A 21,596-nucleotide genomic window follows, 5' to 3' on the forward strand; every position below is an offset into this window, starting at 1 on the left:
CGATCGCGTTCATAGCTTGAGGTGAAGAAAGGTTCCGCTCTAACGCCACTTCGGCTGAGGCTTGGAAGCGTTCGCCTGAATCTCATGGAGCGGCGCCCTATGACCCAGGAGCTTCTTCAGCTTCTTCTCCTCGGCCGGGCCTATCCCGAATTTTCGGCAATGCTCGGTGATATCCTGATCTTTCGGGCCTGGAATCCGAACTTGTCGATTGTTCATCTTCTTCATTGACGCTTCCTCCTCCGAAGGAAGCCAGCTTAGCGCCTATTTGTTCGTTAGCAAAATCTAAAATTCTGAATTTTGGCTGTTTCAAATCGGCGGGCTGAAGGAGAAACCATCATCCCAACTTCGTTCTGCCTACACCGGCAGCAACTCACCGCGCGACGACGTCATCGGCGGAGATGCAGCCAGAAACCACACTGCCAATTGCTGTCGCAAGCGTGTTTTCAAAGAGGTTCTGGCAGCCAGTACCATCGCGGCTTCGATGTCAGGATTAATACATAAGATCGCAACGGCAGCAGCCAGCGACAATCCGAATTTTCGGCGTGGCCTGTTTACGATTGGATAAGCGAGAGCATGTTTTGCGGGGCTCGATTTGCAATCGATAAAGATTGAATCGCGAGCTGCTGCTGGGTTTGGAAGGCAGCCAACCGGGATGATTCCTCTTCCATGTCGGCGTCCACGAGACGGCCGATACCTGACGCAATAGAGTCTTGGAGTGTCGATGCGAATTCGGTCTGCATGGAGATGCGTTTTGTGAGCGAGCCGAACATGGAACCGACGTCAACCATTCGCTGAAGCATAAGCTCCGTAATACCTGTCATCTCGTCCAGTTCTTCGTTTGTCGTCTGCGGCGTTAGGATCATCTCGGGGTGTATCTGATGGTTGTCACCATTAAAGACCACCCATTCTCTGGTGTACCCGAGAATGTTAGCGAAACCGGAATTCGTTATAATCCCGTCGCAGCCGCCGTCCGAAATCAAGTAGTAGACTTGATCTGTATCGAAGCTCGCGGTCATGTCGAAGCTTATAGGTTGTACCGAGACGTTCCCAGAAGCGTCACGGACAAATGCCCCCGGCAACTGCTTGACACCATTTTGTTGCGGGTCTGTGGGATCAGTCATCCAAAGCCAATTTTGGCCGTTGAAGGAAGCCGAAGCCGCAATCGATTTCAGCTGCTGTTTGAGCTGGCTCAGCTCCTCATTTATCTTTGTTTTGTCAACGCCAGATTCATGGGCCGCAACCAGCTTTGCTTTGAATGCGCTCATCACGTCGATTGCGTTGGACATACCAACATATGCGGTGTCGACGGTATTCGCGGCTAGACCCAGCGCATCCTCAACTGCTGATATGGCTTTCGCATCCGACCTCATCGTGGTCGAAATCGACCAATACGCCGCGTTGTCCGCAGCCTTTTCAACTCGGAGACCCGTCGACACATGCTCCTGCGTCTGCTGCAAGGAACGGCCGGTTCCTCGCAAAGTCTGGAGCGCTGCTATGGCAGAATTGTTGGTGATGATTGATGACATCAACGATCCTTGGAAAATGGCGACGGTAGCGGCCATAGAAGGGAATCGAATGCGTCATGCATCCAGGAGATGAATTTTGGTAGCAATTCATGGTTAACAACAAATTACTAAAGTAAATCAGTCCGACGGCAGTGAGCTTATCCGAATATACGGAACCCAAAACTCGCAGGTGGGCGACACCTTATAGTAACGGTAGCGGAAAAATTAACCCGTAATTTCGGGAGATAATTTTGTATCGGGAATACAAGAGATTAGAGCTGGTCGGAGTGGAGTGATTCGAACACTCGACCCCCACGTCCCGAACGTGGTGCGCTACCAGACTGCGCTACACTCCGTGACCAGCGGCGCCTCTATAGACCGGCCTATAATGTTGCGCAAGCACCAAAATTCAAAAAGGCGCGGGAATTTTTGACAGGCTCGTGACAGGGCCTTTCGCCAGGCCGTGCAGCAAAAAGCCACACCCCCGGCAAATTCTTCAGAAGCGGCCAAGTGGCAATTTTCTTTTGCCGGGTTACACGCTAAAGGGCTTGGCGGGACAGGCGAAACCGCCGCAAAGGCGGCTTCGCAGCCACTGGCTAAATATCAGGGACGACACGATGAAACTCCGCACCATGACCGGGGCCGCCGCGCTTGCAATTGCGCTTGCCGGATGCACCACCATACCCACTCCCGGCGATCCGATCGAAGCCCGCTGGGTCGGCCAGTCGGCCGGCAAGTTCTTTGCCGCCTACGGCCCGCCGCTCAGCGATCGCGACGAAGGCTCTTCGACGATCTACAGCTGGAAAGGCGGTTACAAGACGGTGCGCGTTCCCGCGAAATATGCCGAAGGCGCCGATGGCAAGCGCGGCAAGCAGATTGCGGCAGCCCGCACGCTCTATCTGCGCTGCCAAGCCGAAATCACCACCAACTCCGACTACACGATCCGTGACATCCGCACCGTCAATGATATCCCGGGTGTGAGCGGTTCTTCCTACTGTGCCGAATTCCTGGCGCCAGAACAGAAGTAACGGACGGTTTGTCCGGGACATCAAAACAGGCGGCCATGCCGCCTGTTTTCGTTTTAACGGACATCGCTGCAGTTCGACAGGCAGCGATTGAAAAGCATGAGCCGGGCTGCGCAGGATGAAGCCAGGCTTATGCCGCCTGCTCCGGCTGTGCTGTGCTTTCGGCCATTTTGCGCGCCGTGACAAAATCCACCTTTCCCGAGCCAAGCACCGGCACCGTGCCGATAATGATCTCGGCCGGCACCACCATATCCATGGCGCCCTTTGATTTGGCAAAAGCGAGGAACTCGCTGCGGGTGGCAGTCGGCGCATCGGTCAGGAGAACCAGCCGCTCACCCTTCTTTGCGTCCGGTATCGAGGAGACGACCGAGAGAGCGCCCGGCCAGAGTTCTGCGGCAAGCGTCTCGACGGCCGCAAGCGATATCATCTCGCCGCCGATCTTGGCGAAGCGCTTGGCGCGGCCGCGGATCTTGACGAAACCATCCTCGTCGATGGTGACGATGTCGCCGGTATCGTGCCAGCCGTCGACGAGCGGCTCAAGGACACCGGGATTTTCGGCGCGCAGATAACCCGCCATGACGTTGTCGCCGCGAACGACGAGCCGGCCACCCTCATCGATACCGGGTACCGGCTCGAGCTTCCATTCCATGCCCGGCAGGATTTTGCCGACTGTGCCCGACTTGTTGTACATCGGCGTGTTGATCGAAATGACCGGTGCGGTTTCGGTGACGCCATAACCTTCCAGAATGCGCAGGCCGAATTTCTCCATATAGGTCGCGCGGGTCGAGGCCTTCACCGGCTCCGCGCCGGAGAAAATATAGCGGATAGAGCGGAAGTCATAAGGATGCGCTGTCCTGCTGTAGCCGTTGAGGAAGGTGTCGGTGCCAAAGATGATCGTGGCGTTCGAGACGTAAATCAGTTCGGGGACGATGCGGTAGTGCAGCGGCGAGGGATAGAAGTAGACCGGCACGCCCGAGATCAGAGGCAGCACGGTGCCTGCCGTCAGCCCGAAGGAATGGAAGACGGGCAAGATGTTGAACACCTTGTCGCCGCTGTGGAAATCGATGCGGGCGGCTGCCTGAGCGGCGTTCGACAGGATGTTGCGATGGGTCAGGACCACGCCCTTCGGTGTACCTTCGGAACCCGAGGTGAAGAGAATCACTGCCGGATCATCCGGCCGGCGTTTCACCAGCGGCCTTGCCTTGTGCAGATAGCCTCTGATCTTGCTCACGGAACCAATTTCGGCACGCAGATCGTCAAGCCAGACGATCTTCACCTGCTTCTCCATCTCCTCGATAACAGGCCCCAGCTTGGCCTGCTTGACGAAAGCGCGAGACGTAAGGACGTGCTTCACCTCTGCGGCCTTGCAGGCGGAAAGGATGTTGGCCGCACCGGCAGTAAAATTCAGCATGGCCGGCACCTTGCCCGCTGTCATGACGCCGAGAAGGGTAGCGGCAGCGCCATTGGCATTCGGCAGCATGACGCCGAGGTTGTTTTCCGGGAACATTGTGCGGAACTTGGCGCCGAGCACCGCGGCACCCGTCAGCAGCTTGCCGTAGGTGAGCTTGCCGGTGACCGGATCTTCGACGGCGAGCTTGCTCATGCCGTATTCGCGGCTCGCCTCAATGATGCGATCAAGGACGGTCGAGGACGTATCGGCGGTCCTGAACATCAGGTTCGACATGACCTGATAGAGGGCAGCGCCCGCCGCCGTGCGGCGCTTGCGACCCTTGAGCTCAGGCGGAACTTCCAGCTTCACCGGCTCGAGAATGGTGACCTTGACCTTGGGAAACAGCCGGCGGCGGATCTTGCCGTTATCAAGATAGGAGAGATAGCTCTTCTCCAGGCCGTCGATCCGCACCGGCACCACCATCGATCCGGTCTTGTCCGCAACCATGGCGGCGCCGTCATAGACCTTCATCAATGTGCCGGTCACCGTCAGGCGTCCCTCGGGAAAGATGCCGATCGGGCTGCCGTCCTGCACCACCTTGATCAGCGAACGTGTCGCCATCGGCTTGGTCGGATCGAGCGGCAGGAATTTGCACATCTTCAGGAAGGGTCTGACCCACCACGCCTGGGCGATCTTGTAGTCGACCGCAAAGACCGGTTCTTCCTCGGTGATGGCGAGTGCCAGCGCACCGTCGAGCAAGCTGACATGATTGAGCGCGATGATCGGTGCGCGACCTGCCTTCTTGATGTTTTCGAGGCCTTCTACTTCCAGCCGCATGAACGCACGAAACAGGATCGAGACGAAATCGCGGAAAGGATTGGTTGGCAACGTCTTCAGCATCAGCCAGGCAACGACGAAATTGATGATGCCGAGGCCGATCAGGATCTGCGGAATGGAGGCGCCCAGGGCCTGGACGACGGCAACGGCACCAAGGCCGACCGTGATGAAGAGGGCCGACAGGACATTGGCAGCGCCGATGACGCGGGCGCGGCGGTCCTCATGTGCCCAGGTCTGCAATGCAGCGAATGTCGGTACCGCAATGAAGGCGCCTGAGATCGCCATCCCGGCGAGGTCGATTGCGACGCGGATGGTGTTCTGACCGGCGAAGAAGGTGAGGATGGTCGTCGCGTGGCTGGTCGATTGCAGACCCCAGAGGTTCCAGGCGAGGTCGAGGCTGAAGATGGCAAGCAGCGCCGTGCCGATCGGCGCCGGCAGCAAAACGATGCGACCCGACGACATCCAGGCAGCGATTGCCGAACCGATCGCGACAGCGACGGCAAAGACCGTCAGATAGGCCGGCACGACGATTTCCGAACCACCAAGCAATTCCGTGACCATGGTCGGCAGGATGGACAGGACGAAGGCGCCAACCAGCCAGAACCAGCAGTTCATCAGCGCCGAACGCCAGAGGCGCTTGTCGCTGCGGATTTCCATGACGAGATTGTAACTGGAGCGGATGACGTTGGTGTCGATCCTGAGATCGGGAGCCTTGGAGCCGGTTGCCGGGATCATCCGGCTGGCAAGCCAGCAGATCACCGAAAGCCCCATCATCATCGTGCCGAAGACAAGGACATTGTCGCCGCCGGAAAAGGCAAATGCAGCAACAATCGTGCCGGCGAGGATGGCAATGAACGTGCCGCCCTCGATCCAGGCGTTGGCCTTCGGCAGGTCGCGGCGCTCCAGATGGTCGGGCAGGATGCCATATTTGATCGGTCCGAAAAGCGCAGAGACGACGCCAAAGCCAAACAGCGCCGCCATCAGTATCCAGATGGACGAGAATGCAAGACCGACGACGGCAAGGGCGGCGACCGCGATCTCGCATCGTTTCAGAAGTTCGGCGATCCTTGCCTTGTCGTGCTTGTCTGCGAGTTCGCCGCCGATGGCCGAAAGCAGCAGAAACGGCACGATGAGGATGACGCCGGCGAGCGTGACGAGCGCGGCACCTTCATTGGCCGACATCTGGAACAGGATCAGGAACACCAGGGTGTTCTTGAGAAAGTTGTCGTTGAAGGCGGTCAGGAATTGCGTCCAGAACAACGGCGCGAATTTCCTCGAAGTCATCAGGCTGCGTTGCATCGGCTGGCTCCTTGTGAGATCCACAGACAAGGCCATAGAGTTGTTGCGTAAAAGTTGAGCGCGATAACAACTCTATAGTGTAGTTAACGAAGATCAATCTTCACCGTTACGATTGAACTTGACGAGCAGCTTCTCCGTGCGAGCGTCTTCGACCTTGCGGATCAGCTTCTCGGATTCGGCATTGTCGCGCAGTGTCTTGGTGATGTTCACCGTCGTCTGCATCAGCATCAGAATGCCCATGGCCAGATAGCCTTTTCCCCAGAGATCGAGCGGCATCATATAGAGGCCGAGGGCCAGCATGAAGGCTGCTGCACCGAAAGAGATGTAGGAGAAGCTGACCCAGCTGGCGGAATGTTTCTGGAAACTGTCGTTCATTGTCGTGATTCCCTCAGGTTTGATGGCGTTGACTTTAAGCGGCGGGATTGATGCGGCTGCGCAGACGGGCGAGCACATCATCGGCGGAGGAGCGCAAAGGCGCGCCGCATCCGGCATTGGCAAGCTTCTCGATGATCCCAGCGGGACGTGTGGAGGTCTCCATCTCCTTCATGGCCGAGGCTGTCAGTTCATTCTGCTTCTGGCGGATGCGAAGGCGCGCAAGGGTCTCCTCCGCATCGTCAAGCGTCGCAAAACCTGGACCGGCCACGGTGACATCAAGCTTCTGCGCCTCTTCGGTGGCGCGGGCCAGGCGCTCGCCACGCTGCAGTTCCTGCAGCCGCGTTTCCGAGACGCGGACAATTCCCTTCAGTTTGTCGATTGCGGTCGTAAACTGAGCCTGGGCCTTTTCGGATTGATCGCGCTCGGCCTCGAGATAGGCGATCGCTTCGGCCGCCTCCCGGGCCAGTGCTTCATTGCCCTTGGCGAGCGCCGCGGAAGCGCGGGTTTCGAGATCGTCGATCCGGGAGACAATCATTGCATGCTGGATCCGCTCCTGCTCGTTCTGGGCAATGGCGATCGCTACGCTGCGACGGGCCGACTGGATCGATTGCGCTGCATCGCGAATCTGCTGAGCGAGAAGAGGTACGGCGTTGCGGTCAGCAAAGGCCTGTTCGGCATCATGGGCCCTGCCCCGCAGCAATGTCGAAATCAGTTTGAACATTTCCTTCCTCCGGTTTATGAACGTTGTTCACGAGTTGAGTTATGGCAGAATCATGAACGGTGTTCAAGAATAATTTTGAACACCGTTCATGGAATCGAAGCGAGATGGTTAATGGCCGGCAAAAGAGAAGAAAAACGCGAGGATCTGAAGACACGGCTGATCGATGCGGCGCGAAACCGGATTGCCGAGGAGGGGCTCGCCAATCTCAGGGCGCGCGACATCACACAGGATGCCGGGTGTGCGCTCGGTGGGCTCTATACGGTCTTCGCCGATCTCTCCGAACTCGTCATCCACGTGAACTCCACAACGCTAAAGGCGCTGGAGGCAAGGCTGACGCTACCCGAAACCAGAGACACGACGCCGACAGACCGGCTGCGTAAGCTGGCGCAGGGATATTTAAGTTTCGCGGTCGAAAACCGAAATCTCTGGAAGGCGCTGTTCGACCACTTTCCGCCCGAAACCAGCCCGACGCCGCAATGGCATCTCGACGAGCATCTCTTTTTGATGAATGTGATTGCCGAACCGCTTGCCGAACTGCAACCCGATATGCCTGCGGAAGACAGGGCCATCCGCGCCCGCACCCTGTTCGGTGCCGTTCACGGTGTTGTCAGCATCAGCCTCGAAGGCCGCTTCGTCGGCTTGCCGCCCGAGCGCCTTGCACGGGAGGTGGACGAGCTTGTGCAGACTATTGCCGCGGGTGCAGCTTCGAGGAGATGACTCACGGATTGTCCGGAAGATGTGGCTGGGGCGCCTGGATTCGAACCAGGGGATGGCGGTACCAAAAACCGCTGCCTTACCGCTTGGCTACGCCCCACCAGAGCTGAAGCGAATGTCGCTTCGCCAAAACGTCGCCTGATTAGCAAAGGTCTGTCTGCCTCACAATCACTAAGTTTACTGCGACGTCATATTTGTATGYGCGGCCATGCCCGGCATGGTAGGACTTTGGGGATCGACACAGCCAATGGAGCTACCGTTGAGCCAATATCGCGCCCGTCCGCCAGCGCTCGCGACGCTCATACTCGACGATGCCGTCGTGCGCATCACCCAGTGGGATTTCGAGCCGGGAGCCGATACCGGCGTTCATACGCACGGGCTTGGTTACGTCGTCGTGCCGATGACCGACTGCCAGTTCCTCATCGAGGATGCCGAGGGAAACCGCAGGGTGGATATCGCCAAGGGCGCTGCCTATCGCCGCGAGGCGGGCACCGAGCACAATGTCGTCAATGCCGGCGACCAGCCGATGTCCTTCATCGAGATCGAATATAAATAGACATGTCCGGCGCGAACTTCGATCTTTCCTTCGATCCGGCTTACGGACGGGCTGTTCCGATCAAAACCGGCATCCAGCGCCTGACGGCGAATAATCCGAGCCCTTTTACCTTCCGCGGCACGAACAGCTATATTGTCGGGGATTCGTCTGTCGCCGTCATCGATCCGGGACCGGAGGACGAGGCGCATTTCGAAGCCCTGATGGCAGCGCTTGCCGGCCGGCAGGTGACGCATATCTTCGTCAGTCACACCCATCGGGACCACTCGCCGCTCGCAAGGCGGCTGAAAGAGGAGACGGGAGCGCTGACGGTCGGCGAAGGCCCGCACCGCCCGTCGCGGCCGCTGCGCGACGGCGAGATCAATCCTTTTGCGGAAAGCTCAGACATGGATTTCGTGCCTGATATTGCCATCCGCGACGGGGAGACGATTTGCGGCGATGGCTGGGCGCTGACGGGCGTGCTGACCCCGGGCCACACCGCCAATCATGCGGCGTTTGCGCTTGAGGACCGTGGCATCCTGTTTTCAGCCGACCATGTGATGGCCTGGGCAACGACGATCGTTGCACCCCCCGATGGCTCCATGGCGGACTATATGGCCTCGCTCGACAAGTTGATCGCCCGTGGCGATAGCCTGCTGCTGCCTGGCCATGGCGGGCCAGTGACGTCGCCGGCGCCCTTCCTGCGCGGCCTGAAGACCCACAGACGCCTGCGGGAGCGCTCCATCATCGAGCGTATCCGAATGGGGGACAGCATCATTCCAGAGATGGTGAAGGTGATGTACCGCGATACCGATAGGCGGCTGCATGGTGCTGCGGCACTTTCGGTGCTGGCGCATATCGAGGACCTTATGGAGCGCGGCGAGGTCAGCGCCGACGGGCCACCTTCCCTCTTTGCGCATTATCGACTGGCGGGAGGCTGACGATGGCGGCGCGTGCGGATTACAGCTATCGCGACGACCCGTCCGTGCCCGCTTTTGCGGACGATAAGCCGCTTATCCTCTTCGATGGCGAATGCGTCTTCTGCTCCGGCTGGGTGCAGTTCCTGCTGAAGCGGGATACCGGGAAACGCTATCGCTTCATCGTCGCCCAGACGCCGCTCGGCGAGGCGCTCTATCGGCATTACGGGCTGGAGACGCGGAACTACGAGACTAACCTGCTCATCGACACGGGCCGCGCCTATTACAAATCAGATGCGACGCTCCGCATGCTGGAGGGGCTCGCAATGCCGTGGGCTCTGGCCGGAGTGCTGCGGATCGTGCCGCGGCGGATTGCGGATGCGGCTTATGGAGTGGTTGCGCGGAACCGGTTGAGGATTGCAGGGCGGCGGGAGAGTTGCATGGTGCCGACGGCTGAGGTGCGGGAGCGGTTTTTGGGGTAGGCTGATGGTTTACACGGCGCTTCATCAAGGATCAGGTGCCAGCGCAATTGACTGCGGCAAGGGCGTTTTAATATGCCTCACCGTATCCCGCTCCTCGCATGGCTCAGGGCGTTCGGCCCTGCAATCGATTCACTGGATCGATTGCTGCTGCTCCGCAGCACCGGGCCTCACCCTCCCGCAATCCCCAATAGTTCTGAATCGAGGGCAGCAAGATATTGCTCGGCCACCTCGGCGCTGAAGCCAAGGTCGTGCTGGCCGTAGCGCGAGGCGACGCGGACGTCGACGAAGGTGGTTTCAGCTTCTTCTCGCAGACGGATGATGAAGTCGAAACGCAGGCCGAGGATGAGGGTGCGGGTCGTGCCCTGCAGCATCACGCCATTGGCGCCGCGGATCAGCTTTGCAACACTATCCTCATAGGGCCGCGGCGTCGGCACGGGGATGACGTCGGGTGAGTCGGCCACACCGCTTTCCGGCTGAGCGGGAACGGGTCTGTCCTCCAGTTCACGGCCGGGCGTCGTATCGCCTTCGCTTTTGGTGATGGTGATGCCGTTCTGCTTGGCGACCTTCTTGACCGCCTCGAGAACGCGGTCGAGTGCACCGTCGTAACGGCGGCCGGTGAGTTCCGGATAGGCGGCAAGCTGCCTCTCGCGGTCGCCGGGGGTAATCACCGGATCGCGCGGCAGCCAGATCTGGTCGGCCTGCGGCAGCGACAGCCAGTCGGGTGCGGCGGCCGTATCCGTCGTCACGTCATAGATCGCCGGCAGGGTGAAATAGCGCTCGGCGGCGAAGGCGCCGATGCCCAGCGGAAAGGCGGCGTAGATCAGTGCAGCCAGCGCATTCAGCCCGCCTTCGGCACCCGTCATCCAGAGGCTGCGCAGGCCGATCGCAGCCAGCAGGGTGGCAAGGATCGCGCAGCCAACGGAAACGAGCAGCACCAGGATGAGATAGGGTGTCGCCAACCCGCCGAAACGATGGGCGATCAGCACCGCCACGGACAGTACAAGTGCAAACGCCCCGAAGTGCCGCGAGAAGCGGGCGGCGCTGGAAATGGGACGATCGAAGCGGATGGCCATTAAATTTACCGGTTGGTCGGCGGCAGCTTTTGAATGCATCTGCCACCATCGACTTTTCTAGTGCAAGATTCGTCTAAATTGAAACTCTTGTCTGAGCATTGCCGAAGCAATCCACTTCAAAGGCCAAATCAAAGAGCACGCGATCTCCATAAGCCGTTGCTGATATGCCGTAAAAAGGCCATTCTGCCGAGGTCTCATGTATTTCCCACGAAACAGGAGAGACAGATGATCTCATCCGAGACGATGGAAAGGCCGCGGGCTTCCTCGCTTGGCGGCATCGACCGCGCCGAGCCGCTACTACCGCTGGAACTGCTCGAACTCGAACTTTCGCTGGAAGGCTATGCTGACGGCGAAGCCGGCTTCTGCGAGGCGGTGCGCAAGGCGGCGACCGAAACCCGCGGCGAATTTCTGTTCGACCTGCCGGCGGCGGGCCTCATCGAGGATTGCCGGCGCATCGCGGTTCTGCGCATCCCGACATCGGACAATAAGATGCGCGTGGTTCTTGCCCTGCTCGACCAGAACGGTGCGGAAATCCGCATGCAGGCGCCCGACGCGGATACTGAGCATCTGGTGCGTTTTGCCGATGCCTTCATCGAGGTGCTGGAGCGAATCTAGGCGTCAGTCACGGCCGGCTGCAGCCTCCGCCAGCGAGCGGAAGGGAAACTTGCGGCCGCATTCGCATTTCAGCATGAATGTTTCCGGATGGACCGAAGGCCGCTGCACGAAGAAGCCTCGCGGCAGTTGATCCACCTTGAAGTCGGGGGTTTTGCGCTTGGCGTCGTCGATCTCGGAGGCTTCGGCAAAGCCGCTGTTGCCGCATTGCGGGCAGGTAAGTTTCTTCGAGAATCGATCGCGGATCGCCATGGTGCTCTTTCCAGTGCTGCTGTCTTTGCTCTTACATAGGAACGCATGGCGGCGAAAGTGGAACCAAGCATGCTTCCTGCCGTTCCTTCTCTAACGAAGGAGGCAAATCATGCCGAATAGAGACCCCATTCCCACTCCCGGTGCAGAGTCGCCACTTGGCCCGCAACCGACGCCGGGCATTCCCGACCGCAGTCGGGAAAAGCCGCCGCTGACGCCGGCGCAGGATCCGAGCGACACCAAGAACCCGCAGGACCCGCCGCTGGATCCGGCGCTGCTGCCGATAGGCGACCCGGCTGGCGCGGCCTGATATAGTCAGGTTGACGGCGCCAGGCAGATGGACTTTCTTGGCCTGACGTTCATGCTCCAAGGAATCGACCGATGCGCCCATATGTCCTGCCGCTTATTGCTGTTCTGGCCGCAGCTCTGGCCGCCTGTCAGACGCTGACGCCCGAGGAGCGGCGGGCACGTGACGAGCAAACCTGCTTCGGCTACGGCTTCAAGCGCGGGACAGACGGGTTTGCCACGTGCCTGCAGCGCATCGATCTAGACCGCCGCGCCCAGGCTCGCTACGACAGCGATTGGGTGATGGCCGACATGGCCTATAATCTGAACGGTCCCTACGTTTACCCGCGCTATTATCGCTATCGTCACTGAGCGCCAGAGATGACCGCCTGCGCTGCTGCGAGCCGGGCGATCGGGACGCGGAAGGGCGAACAGGAGACATAGTCGAGGCCGATCGTCTCGCAGAAATGGATCGAGGCAGGATCGCCGCCATGCTCGCCGCAGATGCCGAGCTTCATGTCGTTGCGCGTGCGCCGGCCGCGCTCGGCAGCGATACGAATCAGCTCGCCAACCCCGTCGAAATCCAGGGATATGAAGGGATCATGCTCGATGATGCCCTTGCGCTGGTAGGTTGGGATGAAAGCCGAAGCATCGTCGCGTGAAATGCCGAAGGTGGTCTGCGTCAAATCGTTGGTGCCGAAGGAAAAGAATTCGGCCACTTCGGCAATGACATGGGCGCGCAGTGCTGCGCGCGGCAGTTCGATCATCGTGCCAACCAGATAGTCGATGCGCATTTTGGCCTCCAACATGACGTCTTGCGCCACGGCATCGATCTTCGCCTTCACATAATCCAGTTCGGAACGCAGGCCGACAAGCGGCACCATGATTTCGGGAACGACGGCGGCGCCGGTTTCCTGCGCTGCCGCGACGGCCGCTTCGAAGATGGCGCGAGCCTGCATCTCGACAATTTCAGGATAGGAGATGGCAAGGCGGCAACCGCGATGACCGAGCATGGGATTGAACTCGTGCAGCGCATCGACGCGCTGGCGAAGTGCTACAGGCTCCATGCCCATGGCATAAGCGACTTCGGCAATCTCCTCGTCCGTCTTCGGCAGGAATTCGTGCAGCGGCGGATCGAGCAGGCGGATCGTTACCGGCAGGCCGTGCATTACGGTGAACAGGCCGGTGAAATCGCTCCGTTGCATGGGAAGCAGCTTGTCGAGCGCTCCCCGCCTGCCCTTCTCGTCTTCGGCAAGGATCATCTCGCGCATGGCATGGATGCGCTCGCCCTCGAAAAACATGTGCTCGGTGCGGCAAAGCCCAATGCCCTCGGCGCCGAAGGAGCGGGCGGCGCGCGCATCGGCCGGCGTGTCGGCATTGGTGCGCACAGTCATGCGCCGCGCGCGGTCTGCCCAGCCCATGATGCGGCCGAAATCGCCTGACAGTTCCGGCTGGATCATCGGCACCTCGCCCTTCAGCACTTGGCCGGCCGAACCGTCGATGGTGATGACGTCGCCCTTCTTCAACGTGACGCCGATGCCGATCAGACGCTCATTGCGGGCATCGATGCGCATGGTGCCGGCGCCCACGACGCAAGGAATGCCCATGCCGCGGGCAACGACAGCTGCATGGCTGGTCATGCCGCCGCGCGTCGTCAGGATGCCCTCGGCGGCATGCATGCCGTGAATGTCTTCCGGGCTGGTCTCGACGCGCAGCAGGATAACCTTGCGTCCCTCGGCTTCCGCCTCGACCGCCTCTTCCGCCGTGAAGACGATCTCGCCGGTGGCAGCCCCTGGCGAGGCAGGCAGACCGGTGCCGATCACCTGGCGGCTGACGCGCGGATCAATGGTCGGATGCAGGAGCTGGTCGAGTGACGACGGCTCGATGCGCAGCACGGCCTCTTTCTCGGTAATCACGCGCTCGTCGACCATGTCGACGGCAATCTTCATTGCCGCGCGTGTCGAGCGTTTGCCGGAGCGTGTCTGCAACATCCAGAGCTTGCCGCGCTCGATGGTGAATTCGATGTCCTGCATATCGCGGTAGTGGGCTTCGAGTTCGTCGCAGATACGACCGAACTCGGCAAAGGCCTCCGGCATCAGCTTTTCCATCGAGGGCTTTTCGGAGCCTGAGGCGATGCGCCCTTCTTCGGTGATGCTCTGCGGCGTGCGGATGCCGGCGACGACGTCCTCGCCCTGTGCATTGACGAGGAATTCGCCGTAAAGCAGCTTCTGCCCGGTCGAGGGATTGCGGGTGAAGGCAACACCCGTGGCCGATGCATTGCCGAGGTTACCGAAGACCATGGCCTGGATATTGACCGCCGTGCCCCAGGCTTCCGGAATATTGTGAAGCTGGCGGTAGGTGACGGCGCGTGCGCTCATCCAGCTCGAAAACACCGCGCCGACGGCACCCCAGAGCTGGACCGCCGGATCCTGCGGGAAAGCCTCATCCAGCTCCTCCTCGATCAGCGCCTTGTAGAGCGAAACGACATGCTGCCATTCGGAAGCGTTGAGTTCGGTATCGAACTCGTGGCCCAGGCGACCCTTCTCATCCTCGAGGATTTCCTCGAAGAGGTCATTGCCGAGACCCATGACGACGTCGGCATACATCTGGATAAAGCGGCGATAGCTATCCCAGGCGAAGCGTGCGTCGCCGGCATCGTGGCCGAGCGCCTGCACCGTCTCGTCGTTGAGGCCGAGATTGAGCACCGTATCCATCATGCCCGGCATGGAAACGCGCGCGCCCGACCGCACGGAAAGCAGAAGGGGCCGTTTGCCCGAGCCGAAACGATGGCCGGTGATTTCCTCGATGCCGGCAATGCCTGCGAGAACCTGCTGTTTCAGGTCAGGATCGATCTTGCGGCCGTTCTTGTAATAGGTGGTGCAGGCTTCACTGACGATGGTCAGGCCAGGAGGAACCGGGAGACCAAGGCTGCACATTTCTGCGAGATTGGCGCCCTTGCCGCCAAGAACCTCCTTATCTCGCGCCCGGCCCTCAGCCTGTCCGTTGCCGAACGTATAGACCCACTTGGTCATCTTTCCCCCAACACCATTTCGGCGACCAGCTTAATCCCTTGGTGTTGAAATGAAAATCGACAAATGCGGCGAAATGTTGCGCCGCACAATAAATCCCCTGACAGGGTGCAGAATCAAACGATTGAAAATGGCGGGGCGCAAAAAGGCGCATAAAAAAAGCTTTGCGGGACTGCAACAACTGTCCCGCAAAGCCTTGTTTCCGTCCGGCCAGGAAAACCGGACGGGGGGTCCATTTAATGCCTTGAGGCCTTCGGTCCCCCACCCCAATCCGAAGGCAGCATTGCAAATTCCACTGAGCGCAACGATCGATTGCTACTTATCCGCAATGACGCGGTTGCGCTAAAACAACTTCTAATGCAATGCGCGCAAAAGAGCATCACCCAAATGGGGTACGCAGCCCATGTGGAGGTGACCTTTTTTGGTCTTTAATTAAAATGCCGCCTCAAGCCGTCTCGCGGATACGCTCTGCAGTCTGCAAATCGACCGAGACAAGCTGGGAAACACCCTGCTCAGCCATCGTGACACCAAAGAGGCGATTCATGCGCGCCATGGTGATGGGATTGTGGGTAATGATGACGAATCGGGTCTCGGTGGAAGCCGCCATCTCGTCCATCAGATTGCAGTAACGCTCGACATTGTGGTCGTCGAGCGGCGCGTCCACCTCATCCAGCACACAAATCGGGGCAGGATTGGTGAGGAAGACGGCAAAGATCAGCGCCATCGCCGTCAGCGCCTGCTCGCCGCCTGACAGCAGCGTCATGGTCTGCGGCTTCTTGCCCGGGGGGCGGGCAAGAATTTCGAGGCCGGCTTCCAGCGGATCATCGGATTCGATCAGTTGCAGCTCCGCCGTGCCGCCGCCGAAAAGGTGCGTGAAGAGGCGCTGGAACTGCGCATTGACGACATCGAACGCAGCGATCAGGCGTTCGCGACCCTCGCGGTTGAGGCTCTGGATCGCGCCGCGCAGCTTGCGGATGGCATCGATGACGTCGTCGCGCTCCTTGATGAGTGTCTCCAGCTTCTCGGTGAGTTCTTTCTGCTCCTCGTCGGCCCGCAGGTTCACGGCACCCAGTCGCTCGCGCTCTATCCGCAGCCGCTCCACCTCGCGCTCGACCTCGTGCGGATCGGGCAAGGTCTGCAGTCCCGGCCGGCCGGCAAGGCGCAGCGCCTCGTGCGGGGCCACGTTCAGCGCCTCACGGATACGCTGCTCGCTTTCCTGCCGCCTCTCGCGGGCGGAGACGAGGCGCTCCTCGGCGCGGCCGCGGCGCTCGCGGCTTTCGGCAAGTTCGGAGAGCGCGGTCGCTGCCTTGTGGTCGGCATCGCGCTGCAGAAGTTCGGCCTGCGCCAAGAGATCGGCGGCATGGCGGCGAGCTTCCTCGGCCTTCTGCAACTCCGTCAGCAAAGCGCGGCGCTTGTCATCGAATTCGTCCGGCGCCATTTCGAGTTCGGCGGCTTCCTCGCGGGCCTCCTCTTCGCGCTCGCGCAGCGTTGCGATGTGATCCTCGGCGCTGGCCGCCCGCTGACGCCATGTCTCGCGCTCCTGGGCGATGGCGACGATGCGGCGCTGACGGGCGTCGTTCTCCCGGTTCAGGCTCTCGTGACGGGCACGGGCTTCAGCAAGCGCGCCGCGATCCGTCGCGACCTCGGCCTGCTGGAAACGCAGCCGCTCGTCGAGCACGGTCAGGTCAGGCGCATCCTCCAGCTCGATGCGGGCGTTCTCGTCCTGAACGGCGACATCCTTGAGCTGCGCCTGTAACTGGCTGACGGCTTCGGCGACAACATCGCGGCGGCGAATCAGATCGCCCGAGGCACGTTCTGCGGCGGCGAGCGCCTCTCGCGCCTCGGCCAGATGACGGGCAGACAGGCGGTTGATGTCGCGGGCCTCCGTCAGCTTGCGCTCCTCCTCGCGGATGGTATCGGCGGCGGCGGCAAGGCGCTCCTCAGCCTCGCTCAGAACGTCGCGGGCAAGCTCCGCCTCGCCCTCCAGCTCGGCAAGGCGATTCTTCTGGGCAAGGCGCAAGGCCGCGGCACTCGGCGCATCTGCGCCTGCGATATGGCCATCCCAGCGATAGACAGCGCCTTCCTTGGTCACCAAGCGCTGGCCGGCCTTGAGTTCCTTCACCAGACGCTGCGCGTCGGCGTCGGTGACCAGACCGATCTGGCGCAGCCGACGGATCAGCGCAGCGGGGGCGCGGACGTGGTTCAGCAGGGGCGCGGCGCCGGCAGGAAGGGCCGAATCATCGGAGCCATCGCCGTTTTCCGACCAGTGGGCGGGCGCATTCGGATCGAGCGGGGATTCGAGATCGTCTCCGAGTGCGGCACCGAGCGCCGTCTCGAAACCGCGATCGACCTTCAGCTCCTCGGCAACCGGCGGAAATTCGCCTGCTGCAGCGCCGGCCAGCATACGCTGGATAGTACGGGCTTCCGTTTCCAGCGCATTGAGCTTGCTGCGTGCCTGTTCGACTGGCGCGCGGGAGAGCGCTTCCGTCTGGCGCGCAGTTGCGAGCGCCTGCTCGACGGACTGGATCGTGGCCTCAGCTTCGGCGACGGCAATCTCGCCCGCCTCGACCACAGCGCGCCTCTCGTCCGGATCCGGCAATGTGGCGATCTTCTGCTCGACGCCGGCAAGTTCGCGGTTTGCTTCGTCCATCTGGCGCTCAAGTCGCAGCTTGCGCTCGGCAAGATCACGGATGGCGCGCTCCAGCTGATTGCGGCCGGCAGCGGCTTCAGCGCGTTCTGCCGTCAGGCTGGTGAAGACGCGTTCGCTGTCGGCAAGCTTTACGGCCGCCTCTTCGAAAGCCTGCCGTGTCTCTTCGGCATGACGGCCGGAATCGGCGAGGATGTCAGCGATATCGGCCTCTTCGGCATCGAGTCTCGCGAGGATGGCGGCATTGTCGGCGACGAGCCGTTCCTCGCGCCTGATGTCTTCCGAAAGCTGCGCCAGACGGCGAGTAAGCTCGTCACGGCGGCGCAGGATGCGATTGGCATCCTCCTCGAGCTGGCTTCGGGCGATCTGCAGGCGTTGGAGCGCTGCGGCCGCCCGCGCCTCACCCTCGCGCAGTTCGGGCAGCTTCAGGCTCGCAATGCCCTGGTTCTTCGCCGCTTCCATCTGGTTCTGTGCCTTTTCGGCGACGACGACGGTTGCCTGGTTGAGCGCGCTATCGGCTTCGCCTTCGGCCTCCTTCGCCTGCACCCAGCGGATATGCAGCAGCATCGCCTCCCGGGCGCGGATATCGGCAGAGAGCGTTTTGAAGCGGTTTGCTTGACGGGCCTGACGCTTCAGGCTCTCGATCTGGTTTTCGAGCTGCGAGGTGACGTCATCCAGCCGCTCCAGATTGCTTTCGGCGGCGCGCAGGCGAAGCTCGGCCTCGTGGCGACGGGAATGCAGACCGGAGATACCGGCCGCCTCTTCCAAGAGCTGCCGGCGGGCCTGCGGCTTTGCGGCTATCAACTCGCCGATACGCCCTTGCCCGACCATGGAGGGAGAGCGCGCGCCGGTGGAGGCATCGGCGAAGAGAAGCTGCACATCCTTGGCACGGCTTTCCTTGCCGTTGATGCGGTAGATCGACCCCTGCTCACGCTCGATGCGGCGGGTGACCTGGATTTCATCGCTGTCGTTGAAGGCAGCGGGCGCAGTGCGCTCACCATTATCGAGATAAAGCGCGACTTCCGCTGTGTTGCGCGCCGGCCGGTTTCCCGAGCCGGAGAAGATGACGTCGTCCATGCCCGACGCGCGCATATTCTTGTAGGAATTCTCGCCCATGACCCAACGCAGGGCCTCGACGAGATTGGACTTGCCGCAGCCGTTCGGCCCGACGACACCCGTCAGGCCACGCTCGATGATGAATTCGGTCGGTTCTACGAAGGATTTGAAGCCGACAAGGCGAAGCTTGTTGAACTTCATGCCACCGCCTCATCAGACGAAAAAGCGGGCGCGCGGCTTTCGCCGTCGCCCGCCTTCGCAAAACGGTACGGATCAGAGGAGGCTGTCGATGAGGGCCGACAAGGTGTCAACCGGCATGTCTCCAGAGTAGCGCTTGCCATTGATGAGGAACGTCGGCGTGGCATTGACGCCGAAGTCCTTGGAACCGCGTTCCCGCGTGGCGTTCACTTCATCCAGCAGTTTCTGGTTCGTCAAGCACTTCGTGAAGCTATCCTCAGTAAATCCGGCAAGCTTCGACATTTGCAGCAATGCGCCGCGGCCGTCATCGGCGGCAGCCCAGACCTGTTGCTGCTTGAAAAGCATGGCGACCATCGGGAAATACTGCTCCGGCGTTGCGAGCTCTTCAGGCTTCTGCGGGTTGCAGCGAGCGAGCATGAAGGCGGCAGCAGCACGCGGATCGAAGGGGAATTCGCGCAGGACGAACTCGACCTTGCCGGTGTCGACGTATTTCTGCTTGATGGTATCGAAGGTGGTGTTGTGGAAGTGGGCGCAGTGCGGGCAGGTCATCGACATATATTCGACGATCTTGACGGGGGCATCGGTCTTGCCGAGTGCCATTTCCGGCAGCGTTCCCGGGGTCATGACCTTGGCCATGTCCACATCGCCATCCGGCTTCGGGATTTCTGGGGCTGCCTGCGCCTGCGCCGTACCGTATACCGCCATGGATGCGGTTGCGGCGGCGACACCGCCCAGAAGCTGGCGTTTCGTCAGTTGCATTTCAGAGATGCGCATGGGTTCCCCATAAACAAGTGTGGCAGCTGCTTGTGCGATATAACGGCCAGAAGCCGCGAACAAGGCACGCTTCGCCAACTTTCTTCAAAGAATTGTGACCTGCGAAAGACGAACAGTCAAAAGGGTGCAAGATTTCGCGTTATCGGTACACATCGCAGCGATTGCCGACGCACAGGATCAGATTCCTGGCACGAAACCTATTTGCCGCGCTTGCCCAATACCGCCGTACCGAGGCGGGCGATCGCCTGGCGCAGTTTGTCGTCCTCTATGCCCTGCATCATGCCTTCCAGCTTTCGGGCGGCTTCGCCCTTCAGCGGCGGGGGTGCGCGAGAGCGTTTGACCTGCTGGTAGACCGGCTTCTGGACGATGCGGATCTGCTGGACGGCGGCGAAGCCGAAGAAGCTGTTGATGCGCTGGATGAGTTCGCCTTGCGCGTGGGTCAGAAAAAGAGCGCGCGCACCTTCACACGCGATGGTCAGCACACCGGGTCGGAAGCTGCCGTCATCACCGCCGCGCGCCCAGGCGATCTTTTCCGGCCGGGTGCAATCGGCGAAATCCTCGCCGGCGATTTCGTCCCATGAGCCGAGAAGCGCGCTGTTGATGCCGGCACGACGAGCGAGAACGGGATCGATGATGCCGTTCGTCAGCTCGGAAATCTGCTTTTCACCTTTGCGTGGATAACTCATCGAAACCTTGGTAAATGGCGGCCATTCGAGGCTACCGGCTTGATCGCGCCGCACTGCTTCGCCAAGTATAGAGCACTTCCCCCGATCGCGGCAAATAATGACGATACATACACTGGACGCGCCGACCGCCTCCGCTCTCCTCGAATGGTATGACCGCCATCATCGCGACCTGCCGTGGCGGGTTTCGCCGCCCATGGCCAAACGCGGCATCAAGGCGAATCCCTATCGCGTCTGGCTGTCCGAAGTGATGCTGCAGCAGACGACAGTGCAGGCGGTAAAGCCCTACTTTGCCAATTTCCTGATGAAGTGGCCGACAGTGACCGATCTCGCAAAAGCGCCTGGTGAAGAGGTGATGGCCGCCTGGGCGGGGCTTGGCTACTACGCGCGGGCGCGCAATCTGAAGAAATGCGCCGAGGCCGTTGCGAGCCAGCATGGCGGCATCTTTCCCGATACCGAAGAGGGGCTGAAAGCCCTGCCCGGCATCGGCGATTATACCGCGGCGGCGGTCGCGGCAATCGCCTTCAACCGGCAGGCGGCCGTGATGGACGGCAATGTGGAACGGGTGATCTCACGGCTCTATGCCATCGCCACACCGCTTCCGGCAGGCAAGCCGCTGATGCGCCAGAAGGTGGCGCTGCTGACGCCGGCCGATCGGCCTGGCGATTTCGCCCAGGCGATGATGGATCTCGGCGCGACGATCTGCACGCCGAAGCGCCCGGCCTGCTCGCTCTGTCCCTTCAACGGATCGTGCGAGGCGCTCAGGCTGCATGATCCCGAGCAGTTTCCGGTCAAGGCCGCCAAAAAGGAAAAACCGGTCCGACGCGGTGCGGCCTTCGTCGCAGTCACTTCCGATGGTGATATCCTGCTGCGACGGCGCATCGAAAGCGGCCTGCTGGGCGGCATGACGGAAATTCCGACGACGGCGTGGACTGCGCGGCAGGACGGAGAGACGTCAACGAAAGCGGCTCCTTTCAATGCTGACTGGCAAAGTTCGGGCACCGTGACGCACGTCTTCACCCATTTCGAACTCAGGCTTTCGATCTTCCGCGCGGCGATTGCCGATCGCGTTCAAATCAATGACGGATGGTGGGAGCCGGTTACAAATCTTGAAGCTCAGGCGCTCCCGACTATCATGAAAAAAGCGATCGCAGCGGCTATTCCTCTCGCGTTCAAAACAGCCAAGGGATGAT

21 protein-coding genes and 2 tRNA genes are annotated in these 21,596 nt (G+C 60.7%); 10 read left to right on the forward strand and 13 right to left on the reverse strand.

From position 1 onward, the window contains the following. Positions 1 to 39: 39 nt before the first annotated feature. The 3 genes from AC1DUP_RS17760 to AC1DUP_RS17770 form a co-directional block, all read right to left on the reverse strand. A complete protein-coding gene (locus tag AC1DUP_RS17760; RefSeq protein ID WP_113297151.1) occupies positions 40 to 225 on the reverse strand; it encodes a hypothetical protein in 186 nt (61 codons plus the stop codon). Between the two features lie 326 nt (positions 226 to 551). After that, the gene (locus AC1DUP_RS17765; protein WP_477833466.1) at positions 552 to 1,526 is read right to left on the reverse strand and encodes a flagellin N-terminal helical domain-containing protein; all 975 of its coding nucleotides are present in this window, start codon (positions 1,524 to 1,526) and stop codon (positions 552 to 554) included. A 258-nt stretch (positions 1,527 to 1,784) separates the two neighbouring features. Then, a tRNA-Pro gene (locus tag AC1DUP_RS17770) sits at positions 1,785 to 1,861 on the reverse strand. A 261-nt stretch (positions 1,862 to 2,122) separates the two neighbouring features. Between AC1DUP_RS17770 and AC1DUP_RS17775 the strand changes: the two genes are divergently transcribed. Beyond that, complete coding sequence (locus tag AC1DUP_RS17775) at positions 2,123 to 2,533, forward strand: hypothetical protein (RefSeq protein ID WP_113297152.1); 411 nt, start codon at positions 2,123 to 2,125, stop codon at positions 2,531 to 2,533. Between the two features lie 127 nt (positions 2,534 to 2,660). Here AC1DUP_RS17775 and AC1DUP_RS17780 read toward each other — a convergent pair whose 3' ends face one another. The 3 genes from AC1DUP_RS17780 to AC1DUP_RS17790 form a co-directional block, all read right to left on the reverse strand. Next, positions 2,661 to 6,056 (reverse strand): acyl-[ACP]--phospholipid O-acyltransferase, encoded by a 3,396-nt coding sequence (locus AC1DUP_RS17780; RefSeq protein WP_477833468.1) that lies wholly within the window; start codon positions 6,054 to 6,056, stop codon positions 2,661 to 2,663. Positions 6,057 to 6,149: 93 nt separating this feature from the next. Continuing rightward, complete coding sequence (locus tag AC1DUP_RS17785) at positions 6,150 to 6,431, reverse strand: YiaA/YiaB family inner membrane protein (RefSeq protein WP_113309900.1); 282 nt, start codon at positions 6,429 to 6,431, stop codon at positions 6,150 to 6,152. A 34-nt stretch (positions 6,432 to 6,465) separates the two neighbouring features. Next, positions 6,466 to 7,152, reverse strand: a complete 687-nt coding sequence (locus tag AC1DUP_RS17790; protein ID WP_113309899.1) for a PspA/IM30 family protein — start codon at positions 7,150 to 7,152, stop codon at positions 6,466 to 6,468. A gap of 111 nt (positions 7,153 to 7,263) precedes the next feature. Here AC1DUP_RS17790 and AC1DUP_RS17795 point away from each other — a divergent pair, with 111 nt between their 5' ends. Next, the gene (locus tag AC1DUP_RS17795; protein ID WP_113309898.1) at positions 7,264 to 7,869 is read left to right on the forward strand and encodes a TetR/AcrR family transcriptional regulator; all 606 of its coding nucleotides are present in this window, start codon (positions 7,264 to 7,266) and stop codon (positions 7,867 to 7,869) included. A 22-nt stretch (positions 7,870 to 7,891) separates the two neighbouring features. Here AC1DUP_RS17795 and AC1DUP_RS17800 read toward each other — a convergent pair. Then, positions 7,892 to 7,966 (reverse strand) — tRNA-Gln (locus AC1DUP_RS17800). 159 nt (positions 7,967 to 8,125) lie between these two features. Here AC1DUP_RS17800 and AC1DUP_RS17805 point away from each other — a divergent pair. Genes AC1DUP_RS17805 through AC1DUP_RS17815 form a run of 3 tightly spaced genes read left to right on the forward strand, consistent with a single transcriptional unit; the run spans position 8,126 to position 9,797 of the window. After that, the gene (locus AC1DUP_RS17805; RefSeq protein WP_477833471.1) at positions 8,126 to 8,422 is read left to right on the forward strand and encodes a cupin domain-containing protein; all 297 of its coding nucleotides are present in this window, start codon (positions 8,126 to 8,128) and stop codon (positions 8,420 to 8,422) included. Between the two features lie 2 nt (positions 8,423 to 8,424). Continuing rightward, complete coding sequence (locus tag AC1DUP_RS17810; protein ID WP_477833473.1) at positions 8,425 to 9,339, forward strand: MBL fold metallo-hydrolase; 915 nt, start codon at positions 8,425 to 8,427, stop codon at positions 9,337 to 9,339. 2 nt (positions 9,340 to 9,341) lie between these two features. Continuing rightward, positions 9,342 to 9,797, forward strand: coding sequence for a DCC1-like thiol-disulfide oxidoreductase family protein (locus AC1DUP_RS17815; protein ID WP_113509659.1), 456 nt, complete (start codon positions 9,342 to 9,344; stop codon positions 9,795 to 9,797). Between the two features lie 167 nt (positions 9,798 to 9,964). Here AC1DUP_RS17815 and AC1DUP_RS17820 read toward each other — a convergent pair whose 3' ends face one another. Continuing rightward, positions 9,965 to 10,870 (reverse strand): DUF1499 domain-containing protein, encoded by a 906-nt coding sequence (locus tag AC1DUP_RS17820; RefSeq protein ID WP_113297159.1) that lies wholly within the window; start codon positions 10,868 to 10,870, stop codon positions 9,965 to 9,967. 225 nt (positions 10,871 to 11,095) lie between these two features. Here AC1DUP_RS17820 and AC1DUP_RS17825 point away from each other — a divergent pair, with 225 nt between their 5' ends. Then, a complete protein-coding gene (locus AC1DUP_RS17825; protein WP_113297160.1) occupies positions 11,096 to 11,485 on the forward strand; it encodes a hypothetical protein in 390 nt (129 codons plus the stop codon). A 3-nt stretch (positions 11,486 to 11,488) separates the two neighbouring features. Here the strand turns inward: AC1DUP_RS17825 and AC1DUP_RS17830 are convergent, their stop codons facing one another. Further along, positions 11,489 to 11,734 (reverse strand): hypothetical protein, encoded by a 246-nt coding sequence (locus AC1DUP_RS17830; RefSeq protein ID WP_113297161.1) that lies wholly within the window; start codon positions 11,732 to 11,734, stop codon positions 11,489 to 11,491. Positions 11,735 to 11,843: 109 nt separating this feature from the next. Here AC1DUP_RS17830 and AC1DUP_RS17835 point away from each other — a divergent pair, with 109 nt between their 5' ends. Next, the gene (locus AC1DUP_RS17835; RefSeq protein ID WP_113297162.1) at positions 11,844 to 12,041 is read left to right on the forward strand and encodes a hypothetical protein; all 198 of its coding nucleotides are present in this window, start codon (positions 11,844 to 11,846) and stop codon (positions 12,039 to 12,041) included. A gap of 71 nt (positions 12,042 to 12,112) precedes the next feature. After that, positions 12,113 to 12,388, forward strand: coding sequence for a hypothetical protein (locus tag AC1DUP_RS17840; protein WP_477833476.1), 276 nt, complete (start codon positions 12,113 to 12,115; stop codon positions 12,386 to 12,388). Here the strand turns inward: AC1DUP_RS17840 and ppdK are convergent. Then, on the reverse strand, positions 12,382 to 15,048 hold the full coding sequence (gene ppdK, locus AC1DUP_RS17845; RefSeq protein ID WP_113309894.1) for a pyruvate, phosphate dikinase: 2,667 nt from the start codon (positions 15,046 to 15,048) through the stop codon (positions 12,382 to 12,384). The two genes, AC1DUP_RS17840 and ppdK, sit on opposite strands and share 7 nt — an antisense overlap. Before the next feature lie 49 nt (positions 15,049 to 15,097). Between ppdK and AC1DUP_RS17850 the strand changes: the two genes are divergently transcribed. Next, a complete protein-coding gene (locus tag AC1DUP_RS17850; protein ID WP_162805054.1) occupies positions 15,098 to 15,391 on the forward strand; it encodes a hypothetical protein in 294 nt (97 codons plus the stop codon). A gap of 99 nt (positions 15,392 to 15,490) precedes the next feature. Here AC1DUP_RS17850 and smc read toward each other — a convergent pair whose 3' ends face one another. From smc to AC1DUP_RS17865, 3 genes are all read right to left on the reverse strand, one after another. Next, on the reverse strand, positions 15,491 to 18,949 hold the full coding sequence (gene smc, locus AC1DUP_RS17855; RefSeq protein WP_477833479.1) for a chromosome segregation protein SMC: 3,459 nt from the start codon (positions 18,947 to 18,949) through the stop codon (positions 15,491 to 15,493). Between the two features lie 72 nt (positions 18,950 to 19,021). Further along, positions 19,022 to 19,720 carry a DsbA family protein gene (locus AC1DUP_RS17860; RefSeq protein ID WP_113297256.1) on the reverse strand — a complete coding sequence of 233 codons (699 nt, stop codon included), beginning with the start codon at positions 19,718 to 19,720 and terminating at the stop codon, positions 19,022 to 19,024. Between the two features lie 197 nt (positions 19,721 to 19,917). Further along, complete coding sequence (locus tag AC1DUP_RS17865; protein WP_113509797.1) at positions 19,918 to 20,406, reverse strand: DUF721 domain-containing protein; 489 nt, start codon at positions 20,404 to 20,406, stop codon at positions 19,918 to 19,920. Positions 20,407 to 20,503: 97 nt separating this feature from the next. Between AC1DUP_RS17865 and mutY the strand changes: the two genes are divergently transcribed. Then, entirely contained in the window at positions 20,504 to 21,595 is a 1,092-nt protein-coding gene (gene mutY, locus AC1DUP_RS17870) for an A/G-specific adenine glycosylase (protein WP_477833482.1), read from the forward strand. Position 21,596: the final 1 nt, after the last annotated feature.

This window comes from Rhizobium sp. 01L419 (assembly GCF_056400025.1).